Here is a 13,873-nt window from a genome sequence, read left to right as displayed (position 1 = left end):
TAGTTGTGAACAAAGAATACAGGCACTAATAATAGTTAATAATTCATAGCCTGAATTAGGGAATTTCACTTTACCCTTATATCATTGGTCCCAAACGTAAAAATGCAAAGTGTTTTTTAGCTATATGTTATTGTTAAAATACATGAAGACGAAGAATTATACGGAGTAAGAGCACAATGGCTTTTAGTGGCACGTCTAACTATATCGCAACCAAAGATCTTCAACTGGCCGTTAATGCAGCCATCACCCTAGAGCGACCGCTGCTTATTAAGGGTGAGCCGGGCACAGGTAAAACCATGTTAGCCGAAGAATTGGCTGAAAGTCTTGGTACCGATCTTATTCAGTGGCATATCAAATCTACGACGAAAGCTCAGCAAGGGTTGTACGAATACGACGCCGTTTCGCGTTTGCGAGATTCACAGTTAGGGGATGATCGCGTTCACGATATAGGTAACTATATTGTCAAAGGCAAGTTGTGGGAGGCGTTCAGCGCTGAAAAGCGCCCCGTGTTATTGATTGACGAAATTGATAAAGCCGACATTGAGTTTCCAAACGATCTTCTCCTTGAGTTAGATAAAATGGAATTTTTTGTTTATGAAACTCAAGAGCGAGTTGTGGCAAAACAGCGACCCATTGTTATTATTACCTCTAATAATGAAAAAGAGCTACCCGATGCGTTTCTCCGCCGTTGCTTCTTCCACTATATTCAATTCCCTTCACCGGAAGATATGCAAGAGATTGTCAACGTTCACTTTCCACACTTGAAAAAGCGTTTATTGGATGAGGCGTTAAAGGCATTTTTCAACATTCGAGAAGTACCGGGGTTAAAGAAAAAGCCATCAACCTCAGAACTGATTGATTGGTTAAAATTGTTAGTGGCGGAAGATATTTCTCCTGAAGCTCTATACAATAAAGATGGCAAAGCGGCTATCCCGCCTTTATACGGTGCGTTGTTAAAGAACGAGCAGGATATACATTTGTTTGAAAAACTGGTCTTTATGGCGCGTCGATAATGCTTATTCAGTTCTTTTTTACGTTACGAAAATATCAGGTTAAAACCACCCTACGGGAATTGCTTGATTTGCTGCGAGCGTTAGAAAAGCACGTGGTTTACGCCGATCTCGACGGGTTTTACAGCCTATCTCGCACGATTATGGTTAAGGACGAAACCCAGTACGACAAATTCGATAGGGCATTTGCGGATTATTTCGAGGGGGTTGAGTCCATAGACTTGTTCGGCAAAGACATACCTGAAGAGTGGTTGCGAAAAGAATTAGAAAAAAACCTTAGCCCAGAAGAGCGGGAAGCCTTGCGGCAAGCCGGGGGATTAGAGGCACTGATGGAAACGCTGAAGAAGCGTTTAGAAGAGCAAGAAAAGCGTCACCAAGGCGGAAATAAATGGATAGGCACTGGCGGAACGTCGCCTTTTGGTGCGTATGGCGATAATCCTGAAGGCGTACGCATAGGGCAAAAAGGGAATCGAAAATTTTCTGCTGCAAAGGTGTGGGACAAACGAGAGTTTAAAAACCTGTCTTCAGACGTTGAACTGGGTACGCGAAACATCAAGGTAGCACTACGAAAATTACGCAAGTTTGCCCGAACGGGGGCAAGTGAAGAACTTGATGTGGCCACTACCATCGGAGAAACCGCTAAAAAAGGGGGCATGTTAGATATTCACATGGCGCCGCAACGGCACAACGCGGTTAAGGTACTGATGTTCTTCGATGTGGGAGGCTCAATGGATTCCCATGTTAAAACCACACAGGAGCTGTTTTCCGCCGTGCAAACTGAATTTAAGTACCTTGAGTACTTTTACTTTCACAATTGCGTGTATGAAGAGGTGTGGAAAGATAACGCGCGCAGAGATAAAGAGCGTATTCCTGTGTGGGACATTATTCATCGATACGGCAGTGACTATAAAGTTATTTTCGTTGGAGATGCCACCATGGGCCCCTATGAAATTACGTATCCAGGTGGAAGCGTAGAACATTGGAACGAAGAGCCGGGAAGCGCTTGGATGCAGCGATTGCTCAATCACTTTAGCCATGCGGTGTGGCTTAATCCACAGCCTGAGCAATATTGGCCTTATTATTCTTCTATAAAAATTATGCAAGAGATAGTGGAAGATAAAATGTATGGGTTAACTTTAGAAGGATTAACCCAAGCCATTAAAGGGTTAAGTCGTTCTCGTTAATTCATCAACTTATGGGCAAAAAGCGTGAATGAGTAAGTTAACGGTAGCCGGTGTACTGCTAAGTGCAGGGCAAAGTCGCCGGTTCCATGGTAATAAGTTAATGTCCTGTCACCCAGAAACAGGCCAAACGTTATTGAGCCATACTGCCGCACGATTTATTCAGGCTTTGAGTTATCAGGCCACAACGCCTTCGGTAGTGGTGGTCACGGGTAAATGGCAAAAAGCCATTCAACCAAGCCTGAACGCCCTGCCAGTGCAAAGCGTTTTTAATCCCAATTGGCATAAGGGCATGGGGACAAGCCTTAGCTTGGGGGTGTCGTCCGTTATGTCGCAATCACAGCCATTTTCTTCTAGGCCATCCCATATTATGGTGGGCCTTGCCGATTTACCTTGTTTAACCGACGGAGATTACCGTGCGCTGCTTCACGCCAGTGAGCGTGAACCTGAGCATATTATTTGCTGTGAATGGCAAGGTAACTATACGGTACCGGCTATTTTTCCCAAAAAGGCGTTTGAAGAGCTAATACAACTGAGTGGGGACAAAGGCGCTAAACACCTGATCTCGCATTGGCAGGAGAACGGCAAAGTAACGGCTGTATCTATACCCAATGCACAATGGGATATAGATACACCCGAGGATTGGGATCAGCTAGCGACTCGCGCCGAAGGCCGTTGAATATACAGTAGGCGAGCACCAAGCATAATGGCCGCCGCACTTAGCCCAACAAATAAGCCAATCCAAAAGCCTGCCGCAGCCATAGGTTCATCCGTTAACCACTGTGTACGCCCTAGAATGACCCCTGTAGGTAAGCCAATCAACCAGTAAGATACGAAGGTAATAATAAACATTGCCGTTGTATCTTTATAACCGCGAAGTGCATTGGCTGAAATAACTTGCACGGCATCAGACAGTTGAAAAAGGGCGGCGTATATCAGTAGCGCATTTGCCAGAGAGTAGACGGCTTCATCACTGGTATATAAGCCAATAATAAATGCTTTGGCAGACAGGGTGAAGGTGGCAGTACAAACGGAGGTGAAAAAGCCAATCATTATTGCACTACGAGCGGCAATTTTCGCTTGTCTGTGATTATTCTGACCAATTCTATACCCTATTCTAATAGCCACCGCCATGCCAATGCTCATAGGAAACATAAACATCAGTGCAGAGAAGTTTAGCGCCACCTGGTGGGCAGCCACCATGGTGGCACCGAATGGCGCGAGTAAAAGAGCAATGACTGAAAACAGCGTAACTTCAAACAATATGGTCATTGCAATGGGCAAGCCCATTTTAAAGGTTCGATGAATCACGGCTAGGTTAGGGCGGTATAGCGTATCAAATAAGCGATACATTTTTAATGCCGGAGCAAATCGCACGTAAATGACGGTGGCAATGAGCATGGTGTAAATAACAATAGCGGTAGCGGCACCACAACCGGCCCCCCCCATGGCAGGAATAGGTCCAGCACCGTAAATAAACAAATAGTTACCCAGGATATTGGCCATTAGGCCAATGACAGTAATGGTCATAGTGGGTTTGGTTTTACCTAGCCCTTCACAATAATTACGTAGCCATTGATACAAGGCGAACCCAGGCATAGCAAGCAATACATAAGTGACATAATCGACCGTGATGGTGTAAAGCTCGGGAGCCATGGGGAACATAGACACAATGTTGGAAACAAAGGGAATAAAAGCCGTAATCACTACGCCTACGGAAAAGACCAAGTAGCCGGCCTGTTGGCTAGCATCCGCAATGCCCGCTAAGTTTTTGTTCCCCTGTAACCGTGAAATAATGGGGGGAAGCGCGAGGGCGATTCCTTGAATAAAACAAAGTAGCGGAATGGTGATACTAAAACCCAGTGCTACAGCGGCCATGTCGGTGGCACTGTAGCGGCCAGCCATAATGGTATCACTCACGCCCATGAGCATCTGTGTTATTTGTGCTATCAACAACGGCCAGGCCAGTTTTAATACATCTCTAGCTTCTAGCAAAAAGCGTTTCTTATTCACCCTAGTACTCTTTTCAATGATGGCCACATGCAGAGGTGCTTATGGGCCAGATAATTCAATATTGTTTGATTAAAACAACACGAGGACGTCACCCTAGTGTTGTACCGGACACGACGTATTCGCCATTTTCGTCAGAAAAAGGTTACAGTGTAAATGGCATCACAGGTACGGTGTCGCCAGCGTCTAATTGACTCACGTCTTCATGAAGGATCATAAAGCAATTTGCTGAGGTGATAGAGGTCATGACACCGGAACTCTGAGTTTTAAACGGCGTTACCTCGTAGCCACCATCGGCCATTTTGTGCATGGTTGCGCGCTGAAAATCTCGTCGCCCAGCACGGCGCTTAATGGGGTGAGTTAACGTTGCATTGATCGTTAGCGGTGCAGACACATTGACTTGCCCCTGCATTTTTCGTATCACCGGTACGACAAGGAGTTTTGCGGTAACAAAGGAAGACACGGGATTGCCGGGTAACCCACAAAATAAGGTACGTTGGCTATTTTTTTGCGCATCACTTTGTTGTAAATAACCTAGGGCGAAAGGCTTCCCTGGCTTAATGGCGACTTTCCAGAAATCTACGCCACCTAGACGATTGATGATTTCTTTCACGTAGTCGGCATCGCCCACTGAAACGCCGCCACTGCTTACCATAATATCCACTTGGCCTATTGCACTTTCAAACAGTTGCTGCAAGCTGTCTTTGTCGTCCTCAACAATACCAAAATCCACGATATCCAGGTTTTCATTGCCTAAAATTGCACAAACGCCAACACGGTTAGATTCAAATATTTGCGTTGAACTTCGGTTGTCACCTGGCTGTGCTAATTCGCTGCCAGTGGCCACAACGCCGACTTTAAGCTTTCTATATACTGAGACTTTGTCTAGCCCTTGAGACGATAACAACATTAAATGTTCAGCATTTAATCGCGTGCCTTTTGCGATAAGTACTTCGCCGGCTGAGATATCGTTAGCTTTCAAACGGATATTTTCACCTGACGTTGGCAAGGATTTGATGATGACCTTATTTTCCCGTTGTTCCGTATTCTCTACCATCACCACCGCATCAGCGTTAGGTGGCACGGGAGCCCCTGTCATAATTTTAAAAGCACGATTAGGTGATAACGGGGTATCAGCGGCCATGCCGGCGGTAATAGTACCCTGAACCTCTAGCGGGGATGACGTAGACAGGCCGGCAGTATTCACTGCGTACCCATCCATGGCTGAGTTATCCCAAGGCGGGACATCTAGAGTGGCAACAATGTCTGTCGCCACAATTCTGTTATTAGCACTAAACAGCGATACGGTTTCACATTCTGTTACTGTGTGTGCGGCAGATAACGCTTTGTCTAATGCGCTCTCCAGTGAAAGCCAACTCGCTGACATCCTAATAACTCCTCGAATATTTTGAACAGCAGGATATTACAGAAAAATCGCGGTTATACCAAAGATTAATGTGTGATAATTAAGAAAGCGGGGTAGGCCATTTACGGCCTATGTTTGCTTGGGAAGGACGCGGTGTAAATAGGATAACAAACGCAACCGTGATTAAGGTAACAGAGAGGTGATTTCGCTAAAATCGTCAAACACCCAATCAGGGCGATATTGGCTTATTGACTCGCCATAATTATACCCATAGGTAAGGCCAATACTTCGCATGCCCGCGGCTTTGGCAGCCAAAATGTCATTTTTAGAGTCGCCCACCATGATGCAATGGTGAGCCTGTTTGTTGAGCTGGTGGCATAGATGAGCAAGAGGCAAGGGCGAAGGTTTTTTCTCGGGTAATGAATCTCCCCCTACGCAAAGACTGAAAAAAGTGTTTATTTCTAAGGTTTCACATATTGGCGCGATAAAACGCGCAGGCTTGTTAGTCGCAATAGCCAATGGGTAGCCAATGCGTTTCAATTCGGCGAGGGTTTCTTTTACACCAGGGTAAAGGGTAGAGCTTTCACACAGTGTGTCGCTATAGTATTTAAGAAACTGGGTATGGGTCTCTTCCAATAGTCTCTGTGGCACGTCAATGGTAGGGCGAAACCCAGAGGATACGGCGCGTCTCACAAGCGCCTTCGCGCCATTTCCTATCCAATGTCGAACGTCACCCTCTTCACAAGTTGGACGCTTAAGTGCCTTTAAGGCGAGGTTGATAGCGCGGGTAATGTCTGGAACAGAGTCTACTAAGGTGCCATCTAAATCAAAGATGAACGCGCCGTCTTGTGCAGACGGCAACGAGGTACTTTCGTCAATGTTATTCAAAATCTTGATTACTGATCCACAGTGTTTGATACGGCTTCATTTGTAAAAAGCTGCTTGATAACGCAATTTCTTGACGTGTAATTAAGTCAATCCAGTTATCTGTACCAATAAGGTTAATGTCAGACAAAAGCACAGATTGCTCTTCGTCACTGATATTACTGATACAGAAAACGCTCTGTTTTCGATCGAGACTTTGTCGCCAATATCCAAATATCTGATTTCCCAACTGCAAGGTAAATTGGGTGGCGTTAGGATGAAATGCTGGTTGGGCTTTTCTTACCCGAATAAGCTGCGATAGACGAGTTAGCACTTTATGGTGCTGAGAGTAAGGTGAATCTAACAGTGCCTCTAATTCGGTTAGCTCCCAGCGCCTGCGGTTAATAGAGCGGTTTTGCCCCGTATTGGCTACCTTTTCGTAGTCGTTGGATGTGCCTAACAAGCTATGAATGTATAAACCGGGTATGCCTTCCATGCCTAACATAATGGCATGGGCACATATGAAGCGATCGATCTGCCACCTATCGGGCCCTTTGATCGTGCCTTGTAGTGCGTCAAACAAGGTAATATTAATTTCATAAGGCTTTTGTTGGCCGTGATCAGACGCTCGCCATGAAATTTTACCGCCGAAGTTTTGCATAGTATGCACAAGTTCAGATATTTCTTCGTCACTTAACAAGCCTTCCGCAGGGCGAAGACCAATGCCGTCATGAGAGGCAATAAAGTTAAAATATGCCGTGCCATTTTGAGCCGGTGGCATACTCATCATCCAGCTTTTAAGGTACTTACAATCACCGCTAACCAAGGTGTTTACTAATAAGGGAGGTAGCGAGAAATTGTAGATAGCGTGGGCTTCATTGGCGTTGCCAAAATAGGTGAGATTTTCTCTATTTGGGATGTTCGTTTCGGTAATGATAATAATTGACGGGTCTACATGCTCAATGAGGGTACGCAATAAGCGAATAACTTCATGTGTCTGCGGCAAGTTAATACAATTTGTGCCCACAATTTTCCAAAGAAACGCCACTGCATCTAACCTGAACAGTTTCGCGCCTTTATCGATGTACAGGCGAATGATATCGACAAAGGCCAATAAGACGTTTGGATTTCTAAAATCAAAATCTACCTGATCGTGGCTAAAGGTACACCATACGTGTTTAGTACCCTTGGCCGTTTCGGTTTCACGCAATAACGGTGAAACACGTGGCCGTGTCACCATAGATAGGTCATCGGCAGGGTCGGCGGCGGTAAAGAAAAAATCTGAACCTGTGCCTTCACCTTTGACGAAGTTGTCAAACCAGGCGCTACGGGCAGAGCAATGATTAATCACCAAATCCGTCATTAGACCATAGTCTTTTGCTATGGCTTCAATATCTTCCCATGTACCTAACGACTCATTGACACTAGAGTAATCGATGACGGAAAAGCCATCATCAGAGCTATAAGGGAAAAAAGGAAGAATATGAACATTATTGACCGTGTTTTTGCAGTAGCGGTGCAAAAAGCGGTTTAAGGTGACAAGGGGTCGCTCGTCACCATCAATCACGCTATCACCATAAGTAATCATGATGATGTCGTCCTCGTCCCAATAATTGTAATGGGACTGAGGTTGAGCGATATCCACCTCATCATCAATACCTATGGTTTTCATCAAAGATACCGCTAACTGGTCTATGGTTAACGGTAAATCCACATCAGCATAGATGAATTCCAAGTGGTGCTTTACTTTGTCATGGAGAATATTCCAAGTCATAGTTTACTTTTCCATAAATTCTGCGGTGTCGGCTTCTACGGCTTCTAATAAACGCTCTAAAATGTCGGGTACAGCACTGGTTACTCGGTTCCAACTTGGAATAAACGGCGTTTCCATTGGGTTGGCTAAAAAGTTCTCGCCAGCTTTCATAATGTTACTTGCAAACATTTCTACCGCTTTTTCTTCGCTGTGTATATCTAACGTAAGACCATTCATCACGGCATCGTTGTGATAGGTTTCGATGAAATCTAATGCAATTCTAAAGTAGGTTGCTTTAATCGAGCGAAACATTTCATTACTGAAAGTGTAGCCTTGGGTTGCTAACTTTCTGAAAATCGCTTTGGTAATGTCGATAGACATCTTTGATAGGCCGCCTTGGTCATTGTTCAGCGACAAATCTTGATGTTTATGATCGTAAATATCGCAAATATCTGCTTGGCATAAACGATTGTGTGAATAGTTTCTGTGCATCTCAGAAAGAACACCAATTTCTAGGCCCCAGTCGCTGGGAATGCGGATATCATTTAGAACATCTCGACGGAAGGAGAACTCGCCCGCCAGTGGATACCTGAAACTATCCATGAACTCTAAATATTCGTTATCGCCCATGATGCGTTTAAGGGCGCGAAGTAGCGGTGTAACTAACAAACGAGAAACACGACCGTTAATTTTTCCATTTGCTACACGGGCATAATACCCTTTACAGAACTCGTAGTTAAAGGTTGGGTTGGCGACGGGGTATATTAACTTAGCCAGTAGATCTTTGTTGTACGTCACGATGTCGCAATCATGCAAGGCAACCGATTCAGCGCGATTAGAGGCGAGAACGTACCCCATGCAGTACCATACGTTGCGCCCTTTACCCAATTCTTTTGGCGCTAGGCCTTGCGCTTGCAATTCTTCGTCAATGGCTTTTAAGCGTGGTCCGTCATTCCACAGTACTCTGTGGTGTTGGGGAAGCTTGTCGAAAAACGATAAGGCATGTTTGTATTGATCTTGGGTTGCTCTATCAAGGCCTATTACAATTTCAGATAAGTAGGGCACTTGGGTCAGTTCTTCCACAATATGAGGTAAAGCTTCTCCTTCTAACTCAGAAAAAAGTGAGGGCAGAATAAGCGCCATGGGTCTTTTCTGAGAAAAACGGAGTAACTCGGCTTCTAGTTCCTCTGTAGGTCGACGAGATAAATTATGTAACGTTGTAACCACACCATTTTGATAAAAATCAGCCATGTGTCCTCCTGATCATAGGGAAAGCAATTGAGTAAGCATTTCGTTCCAGCCTTCAGGGCCGGGTAGGGTGCTGGTATAAACCTCTTCTTTTTTTACGTTTGGCGGAGGGTTTACCGGTGAAATGATTCGTATAGCAACATGCGCAGCTTCAAGCATGGCAATATCATTTTTTCCATCGCCAAGTGCCAGTGTGCGAACCTTGCAGTTGTGTTGTTTTTGAAATTCTTGAGCAAGCCACTTTAGGGCTTGACCCTTATCGCAGTTACCTGAAACGTGGACAAAACGCCCACCTTCAAGCGGGTATGCCCCCCTTTCCTTGATAGCCTCAATAAAGGCGAGTTTTCTTTCTTCGGAACCCGTCCACAGAACGGGTTCACCAAATTGTCGCTTAGCCGCAAGTTTCGCTGAGGCTTCATCTAACCCCGTGGCGTCTTGAATGTCTTGAACCGACATTTTAGAAAACTGTTTAAATTCACCCGCAAAATCTGCGTTAATTTTATCGATAAGCTTAATCCAGTATTTCTGATTCGAAATAAAAGACTTACACCAATACCCATCTACCCATACAGTGCCAGTGGGTTTTTGCTTAAAAAAGCCATGTGGTATGAAAACCGCTGCCCCATTTTCAATAATAAATGGACCGTCGAGGCCAATAGATTTTCTTAGCGGTTGTAACTCAGCAAACGTTTTACTGGTCGTGGGAATAACGGGTATGTTTTTTTCGTCTAGCGCGTTTAGCGCGGGCTTCGCCGCGTCAAATGAATAAGTATGATGGTCTAATAAAGTGCCATCCATATCGGTGAAAACAAGCGTTTTTGTCATTAACAAACTTCCTATGATGTTATGGCTCTGTTTTCATCTAACGTAAACACGGTATCGCAAGAGTCAGGCAATGTCTTTAACGCATGTTCAGTCAAACGTTGATAATGCTGTATAAAGCGCGCTATTTCACTCTCACTCATGATACCGGTCGACTCGCCTTCGGTGGCGGCTCGAAGCTTATCTTCTTGTTCTAATCGCCAGTTAAACACGCAATCGAAAGAAGGGGCTTTTAACATCACTTGATAATCAATGAGAGAAAACAATGTTTGATAGGTGCTCGCCAGTTCAGTATTAACGAAGTTGCGCCATATACCAAGCGGATCCTCAGTTTCTTCTAGAGAATTTACAGGCGCATTTAACTGTGAAGGAATTTGAGGTTTAATTCCCACACACCATCCTTCCAAGATAACCACGTCGGCGGGGCCATCAACTAACGGCCATTGCGCGGTTGGGAATGGATTATCAGTGGCTTTATTAAAACGCGGGACTGCCACCGATTGTGCTGATTGCAACGCATTAATGGTATCAAGGGCAAGTGAAATATCGTGCGTGCCGGGCACGCCGCGCGTGGCTAATAACGGATGAACGTGTGAAGACAGCTCACCACGATGCGCTTTGTCGAAATAGAAATCGTCAATAGAGAGAGCGACCACGTTTTTGTTATGCACACTCTCCAGATAGGCGGCAATAAACGCCGTCAGTGTAGATTTTCCAGACCCTTGACTACCGTTAATTCCCACGATAAATGTTTTCTTTGCACCTTTTTGGTGCTCTAGTAGACGCTCACATAAAGGTATGAACCATTTCTGTGCAGTGTCCGCGTAGGCGAGGGGCAATCGTTGTGTCTTTAAAAACCCTTTAATATCCATGTTACTACCTCAATCAAAGCGGATTTAGCACATTCACTAAAGATTGAGGTATCAACATTTATGCCAATATCACGTAAAGGCAGCGGTTGCCCCTTTTATTTACGATTGGCAATTAAAACAGCCCTTTGTGGTGCAGGGTATCCTTCAATAGTGCGCGTAATATCTTCAGGATCGAGAAAATCTTTCAGTGACTGGCTATCCATCCACGGTGTAGAGCGTTGTTCATCGAGGGTCGTGTGATTCACATCTACCACGCGAATATTTTCAAATCCCACCCTTTCTAGCCACACTGCTAACGCTTTTGTGCTAGGCAAAAACCATACATTACGCATTTGTGCATATCGCTCGCCGGCCATCAGCACGGTTTGCTCATCACCATCTACCACGAGGGTCTCAAGCACCAACTCACCACCCTTGCGAAGCTGGTGTTTAAGCTGGTTAAGAAATTGAATAGGGTCTTTTCTGTGGTAAAGCACCCCCATAGAAAACACCGTATCAAAGGCGTTCAACGGCTGCATTTCTTCAATTCCCAGAGGCAGGAAGTGAATATCATTTCGCGGAATAAAGTGCTTAATTGCTTGAAATTGAATAAAGAAGAGTTGGGTAGGGTCTATACCGATAACCCGAGATGCGCCTTGCCCGAGCATTCTCCACATATGGTAGCCACTTCCACAGCCCACATCGAGAACCGTACGATTTTTTAGTGGCGTAATGTGGGGGTATACCCGATCCCATTTCCAATCTGAACGCCACTCTGTATCGATATGAATATCATGCACATAAAAGGGGCCCTTACGCCAAGGCATAAACTGCTGTAATAACCTGCTAATTTTCTTTTGCGTGTAGACATCTACATCGGCAAGGGAGCCTACCGCTACTTTCTCATCTAACTCAATATTAGAAGGGGTGGTTGAGGGTAACTTGGCAAGTAAGCGACACCACTTATCAAACTCACCATGTTTACTGTTGCGTTGCCAGTGATCTAATTGAGCTGGCAACGTTTGAAGCCAATGGCTTAAAGGGGTATCGAAAAGAGATTTATAACAGTCGTTAAACCACTGCGCTTCTGGCTTACTCATTTAGTCCTTCCGTTAGGTATTGGCTTACTTGATGGCAACAAGAGAGGTGAAATTGTAGCATTTAAACCACATGACAACATCGCTAAACCCAGCTTCTAATAGGCGCTTTTCGTGTTCGGCGAATGTGTCAGTCAACATCACTTTTTCCAGCGATGCACGTTTTTGACTCACTTCCAACTCACTGTAACCATTATTGCGTTTAAATTGGTGATGAAGGTCGATTAGCAATTCATTGCCCGCCACAGTGGGGTGTTTGATTTTCTCAGACAGCACCAACACCCCGCCAGGGTTAAGGCCTTCATAAATTTTCGCCAACAAGGCAGCGCGATCAGAGGGTGGAATGAACTGTAGGGTAAAGTTCATGATAACCATAGACCCGTTAACAATGGTGGTGTCTTGCGCATTTTGTTGAATAATATCGATGGGGTTGGGCAAATTAAATGCTTGAACCATGCGCTTGCAGCGTTCAACCATTGCCTGCGAACTGTCTACACCAATAATATTGCAGCGTTTAGATTCGGTAGCCCGTGCAACGGATAAACTGGCGGCACCCAGTGAACAACCTAGGTCGTAAACATTGGAGTCTTCTGTTACCACGGACTTGGCTAATTCCCCAATAGTATGAATAATGGATTCATAACCAGGAACCGATCGTTGAATCATGTCTGGGAATACGTCTACAACCGATTCATCAAACTTAAAATCAGCAACCTTGTTCAAAGGGTTGGCAAACAGGTTATCGTGTTTTTGCACGTATTTTTTACTCATTGCTAAAACTTGCGGGCGATTTTACCTTTATCACCAACCCCTCAACAACTAAATTGCCGCTGAAAAAGAAGAAATTTCGCTAAAATATGCTATTTTTTCCGATATAGGGCTTTCCGAATTCTAGTTAACGTATTAACCTAGGTTGTAAAGATAATAAGGAAGTAGTAACGCTAATGACAAGAATACTTGTAGCAGATGACCATCCATTATTTCGCGAAGCGTTAAGCGGCGCGTTGGAACCCTATTTTGAAAACGCCCAAATTCTTGAAGCAGGCAGCCTAGACGATGCTGTCGCTAAGTTAAATGAATATGACGGTGTTGAGTTAGTTCTTCTCGACCTCAACATGCCCGGTGGAGAGTACTTCAACGGCATCATTACCTTGCGTGAACAATTTCCAAATATTCCAATTGGTGTAGTGTCTGGTAGCGATACTGTCGAAGTCGTCGCTCAAGTAATGAGCTTAGGCGCACAAGGGTTTATTCCGAAAGTGTCGCCAACCCGAGAAATTGCACAAGCGATTATCGATATCATTGGTGGCAAAAAGTGGCTTCCTGAAGGTATGGAAGACGAGCTTGAGAAAGTGGATGATGAGTTGAAATTACTATTACAACGATTCAGAGAACTTACGCCTAAGCAAATTCAGGTGCTTTCTTATCTTCGTGACGGCCTTATGAATAAACAAATTGCCCACGAAATGAACGTGACTGAAGCAACGATTAAAGCACACATCAGTGCAATTTTGCGTAAGCTAGAAATTAATACGCGTACTCAAGCGGTACTACTTATGGATAAACTTCAGTTAAGTTAAATACAGGCTTAAAGTACTGACGAAAAAGGCGCTTATTGTTAAAGCGCCTTTTTTATTTGTTTTATGCTATGAATAAGTTTTTAAAAAAAGG

At 44.6% G+C, this 13,873-nt stretch carries 13 protein-coding genes; 4 read left to right on the top strand and 9 right to left on the bottom strand.

All coding sequences use genetic code 11. The features are described 5' to 3' along the window. Window positions 1-176: 176 nt before the first annotated feature. The 3 genes from IUA53_RS10595 to IUA53_RS10585 are packed head-to-tail and all read left to right on the top strand — an operon-like array spanning window position 177 to window position 2,870. Window positions 177-1,013 (top strand): AAA family ATPase, encoded by an 837-nt coding sequence (locus IUA53_RS10595; protein ID WP_196897062.1) that lies wholly within the window; start codon window positions 177-179, stop codon window positions 1,011-1,013. After that, on the top strand, window positions 1,013-2,194 hold the full coding sequence (locus IUA53_RS10590; protein ID WP_044447678.1) for a vWA domain-containing protein: 1,182 nt from the start codon (window positions 1,013-1,015) through the stop codon (window positions 2,192-2,194). Before IUA53_RS10595 ends, IUA53_RS10590 begins: the two co-directional genes overlap by 1 nt. A gap of 28 nt (window positions 2,195-2,222) precedes the next feature. Further along, window positions 2,223-2,870, top strand: coding sequence for a nucleotidyltransferase family protein (locus tag IUA53_RS10585; RefSeq protein WP_044447677.1), 648 nt, complete (start codon window positions 2,223-2,225; stop codon window positions 2,868-2,870). Here IUA53_RS10585 and IUA53_RS10580 read toward each other — a convergent pair. From IUA53_RS10580 to cmoA, 9 genes are all read right to left on the bottom strand, one after another. Then, entirely contained in the window at window positions 2,840-4,204 is a 1,365-nt protein-coding gene (locus IUA53_RS10580; protein ID WP_044057252.1) for an MATE family efflux transporter, read from the bottom strand. The two genes, IUA53_RS10585 and IUA53_RS10580, sit on opposite strands and share 31 nt — an antisense overlap. A gap of 142 nt (window positions 4,205-4,346) precedes the next feature. Further along, window positions 4,347-5,588, bottom strand: coding sequence for a molybdopterin molybdotransferase MoeA (gene moeA / locus IUA53_RS10575; RefSeq protein ID WP_044447675.1), 1,242 nt, complete (start codon window positions 5,586-5,588; stop codon window positions 4,347-4,349). Window positions 5,589-5,750: 162 nt separating this feature from the next. After that, window positions 5,751-6,455 (bottom strand): phosphoglycolate phosphatase, encoded by a 705-nt coding sequence (locus IUA53_RS10570; RefSeq protein ID WP_231401125.1) that lies wholly within the window; start codon window positions 6,453-6,455, stop codon window positions 5,751-5,753. Beyond that, on the bottom strand, window positions 6,448-8,205 hold the full coding sequence (locus tag IUA53_RS10565) for a sugar phosphorylase (protein WP_196897061.1): 1,758 nt from the start codon (window positions 8,203-8,205) through the stop codon (window positions 6,448-6,450). The genes IUA53_RS10570 and IUA53_RS10565 overlap by 8 nt, the downstream gene beginning before the upstream one ends. A 3-nt stretch (window positions 8,206-8,208) precedes the next feature. Further along, window positions 8,209-9,435 (bottom strand): glycosyl transferase, encoded by a 1,227-nt coding sequence (locus IUA53_RS10560; RefSeq protein ID WP_044057249.1) that lies wholly within the window; start codon window positions 9,433-9,435, stop codon window positions 8,209-8,211. A 12-nt stretch (window positions 9,436-9,447) separates the two neighbouring features. Further along, the gene (locus IUA53_RS10555) at window positions 9,448-10,257 is read right to left on the bottom strand and encodes an HAD-IIB family hydrolase (protein ID WP_196897060.1); all 810 of its coding nucleotides are present in this window, start codon (window positions 10,255-10,257) and stop codon (window positions 9,448-9,450) included. 11 nt (window positions 10,258-10,268) lie between these two features. Beyond that, window positions 10,269-11,126, bottom strand: coding sequence for a kinase (locus tag IUA53_RS10550; RefSeq protein ID WP_196897059.1), 858 nt, complete (start codon window positions 11,124-11,126; stop codon window positions 10,269-10,271). A 95-nt stretch (window positions 11,127-11,221) separates the two neighbouring features. Continuing rightward, complete coding sequence (cmoB, locus tag IUA53_RS10545) at window positions 11,222-12,205, bottom strand: tRNA 5-methoxyuridine(34)/uridine 5-oxyacetic acid(34) synthase CmoB (protein ID WP_196897058.1); 984 nt, start codon at window positions 12,203-12,205, stop codon at window positions 11,222-11,224. Window positions 12,206-12,229: 24 nt separating this feature from the next. Then, the gene (cmoA, locus tag IUA53_RS10540; protein ID WP_044058903.1) at window positions 12,230-12,958 is read right to left on the bottom strand and encodes a carboxy-S-adenosyl-L-methionine synthase CmoA; all 729 of its coding nucleotides are present in this window, start codon (window positions 12,956-12,958) and stop codon (window positions 12,230-12,232) included. Between the two features lie 188 nt (window positions 12,959-13,146). Between cmoA and IUA53_RS10535 the strand changes: the two genes are divergently transcribed. After that, window positions 13,147-13,782, top strand: coding sequence for a response regulator transcription factor (locus IUA53_RS10535; protein WP_044057246.1), 636 nt, complete (start codon window positions 13,147-13,149; stop codon window positions 13,780-13,782). Window positions 13,783-13,873 lie beyond the last annotated feature (91 nt).

Source organism: Alteromonas sp. B31-7, assembly GCF_015767655.1.
GTDB classification, from domain to species: domain Bacteria; phylum Pseudomonadota; class Gammaproteobacteria; order Enterobacterales; family Alteromonadaceae; genus Alteromonas; species Alteromonas australica.
The sequence above is the reverse complement of the archived record's forward strand: the minus strand, read 5'-3'. Positions and strand labels throughout refer to the sequence as shown.

Excerpts from the sequence above, each read along its gene's own strand:
- IUA53_RS10590 (WP_044447678.1), top strand. The coding sequence starts at position 1,013 with ATGCTTATTCAGTTCTTTTTTACGTTACGAAAATATCAGGTTAAAACC.
- IUA53_RS10585 (WP_044447677.1), top strand. The coding sequence starts at position 2,223 with ATGAGTAAGTTAACGGTAGCCGGTGTACTGCTAAGTGCAGGGCAAAGT.
- IUA53_RS10555 (WP_196897060.1), bottom strand. The coding sequence starts at position 10,257 with ATGACAAAAACGCTTGTTTTCACCGATATGGATGGCACTTTATTAGAC.
- IUA53_RS10550 (WP_196897059.1), bottom strand. The coding sequence starts at position 11,126 with ATGGATATTAAAGGGTTTTTAAAGACACAACGATTGCCCCTCGCCTAC.
- cmoB (WP_196897058.1), bottom strand. The coding sequence starts at position 12,205 with ATGAGTAAGCCAGAAGCGCAGTGGTTTAACGACTGTTATAAATCTCTT.
- IUA53_RS10560 (WP_044057249.1), bottom strand. The coding sequence starts at position 9,435 with ATGGCTGATTTTTATCAAAATGGTGTGGTTACAACGTTACATAATTTA.
- IUA53_RS10535 (WP_044057246.1), top strand. The coding sequence starts at position 13,147 with ATGACAAGAATACTTGTAGCAGATGACCATCCATTATTTCGCGAAGCG.
- IUA53_RS10565 (WP_196897061.1), bottom strand. The coding sequence starts at position 8,205 with ATGACTTGGAATATTCTCCATGACAAAGTAAAGCACCACTTGGAATTC.
- IUA53_RS10595 (WP_196897062.1), top strand. The coding sequence starts at position 177 with ATGGCTTTTAGTGGCACGTCTAACTATATCGCAACCAAAGATCTTCAA.
- moeA (WP_044447675.1), bottom strand. The coding sequence starts at position 5,588 with ATGTCAGCGAGTTGGCTTTCACTGGAGAGCGCATTAGACAAAGCGTTA.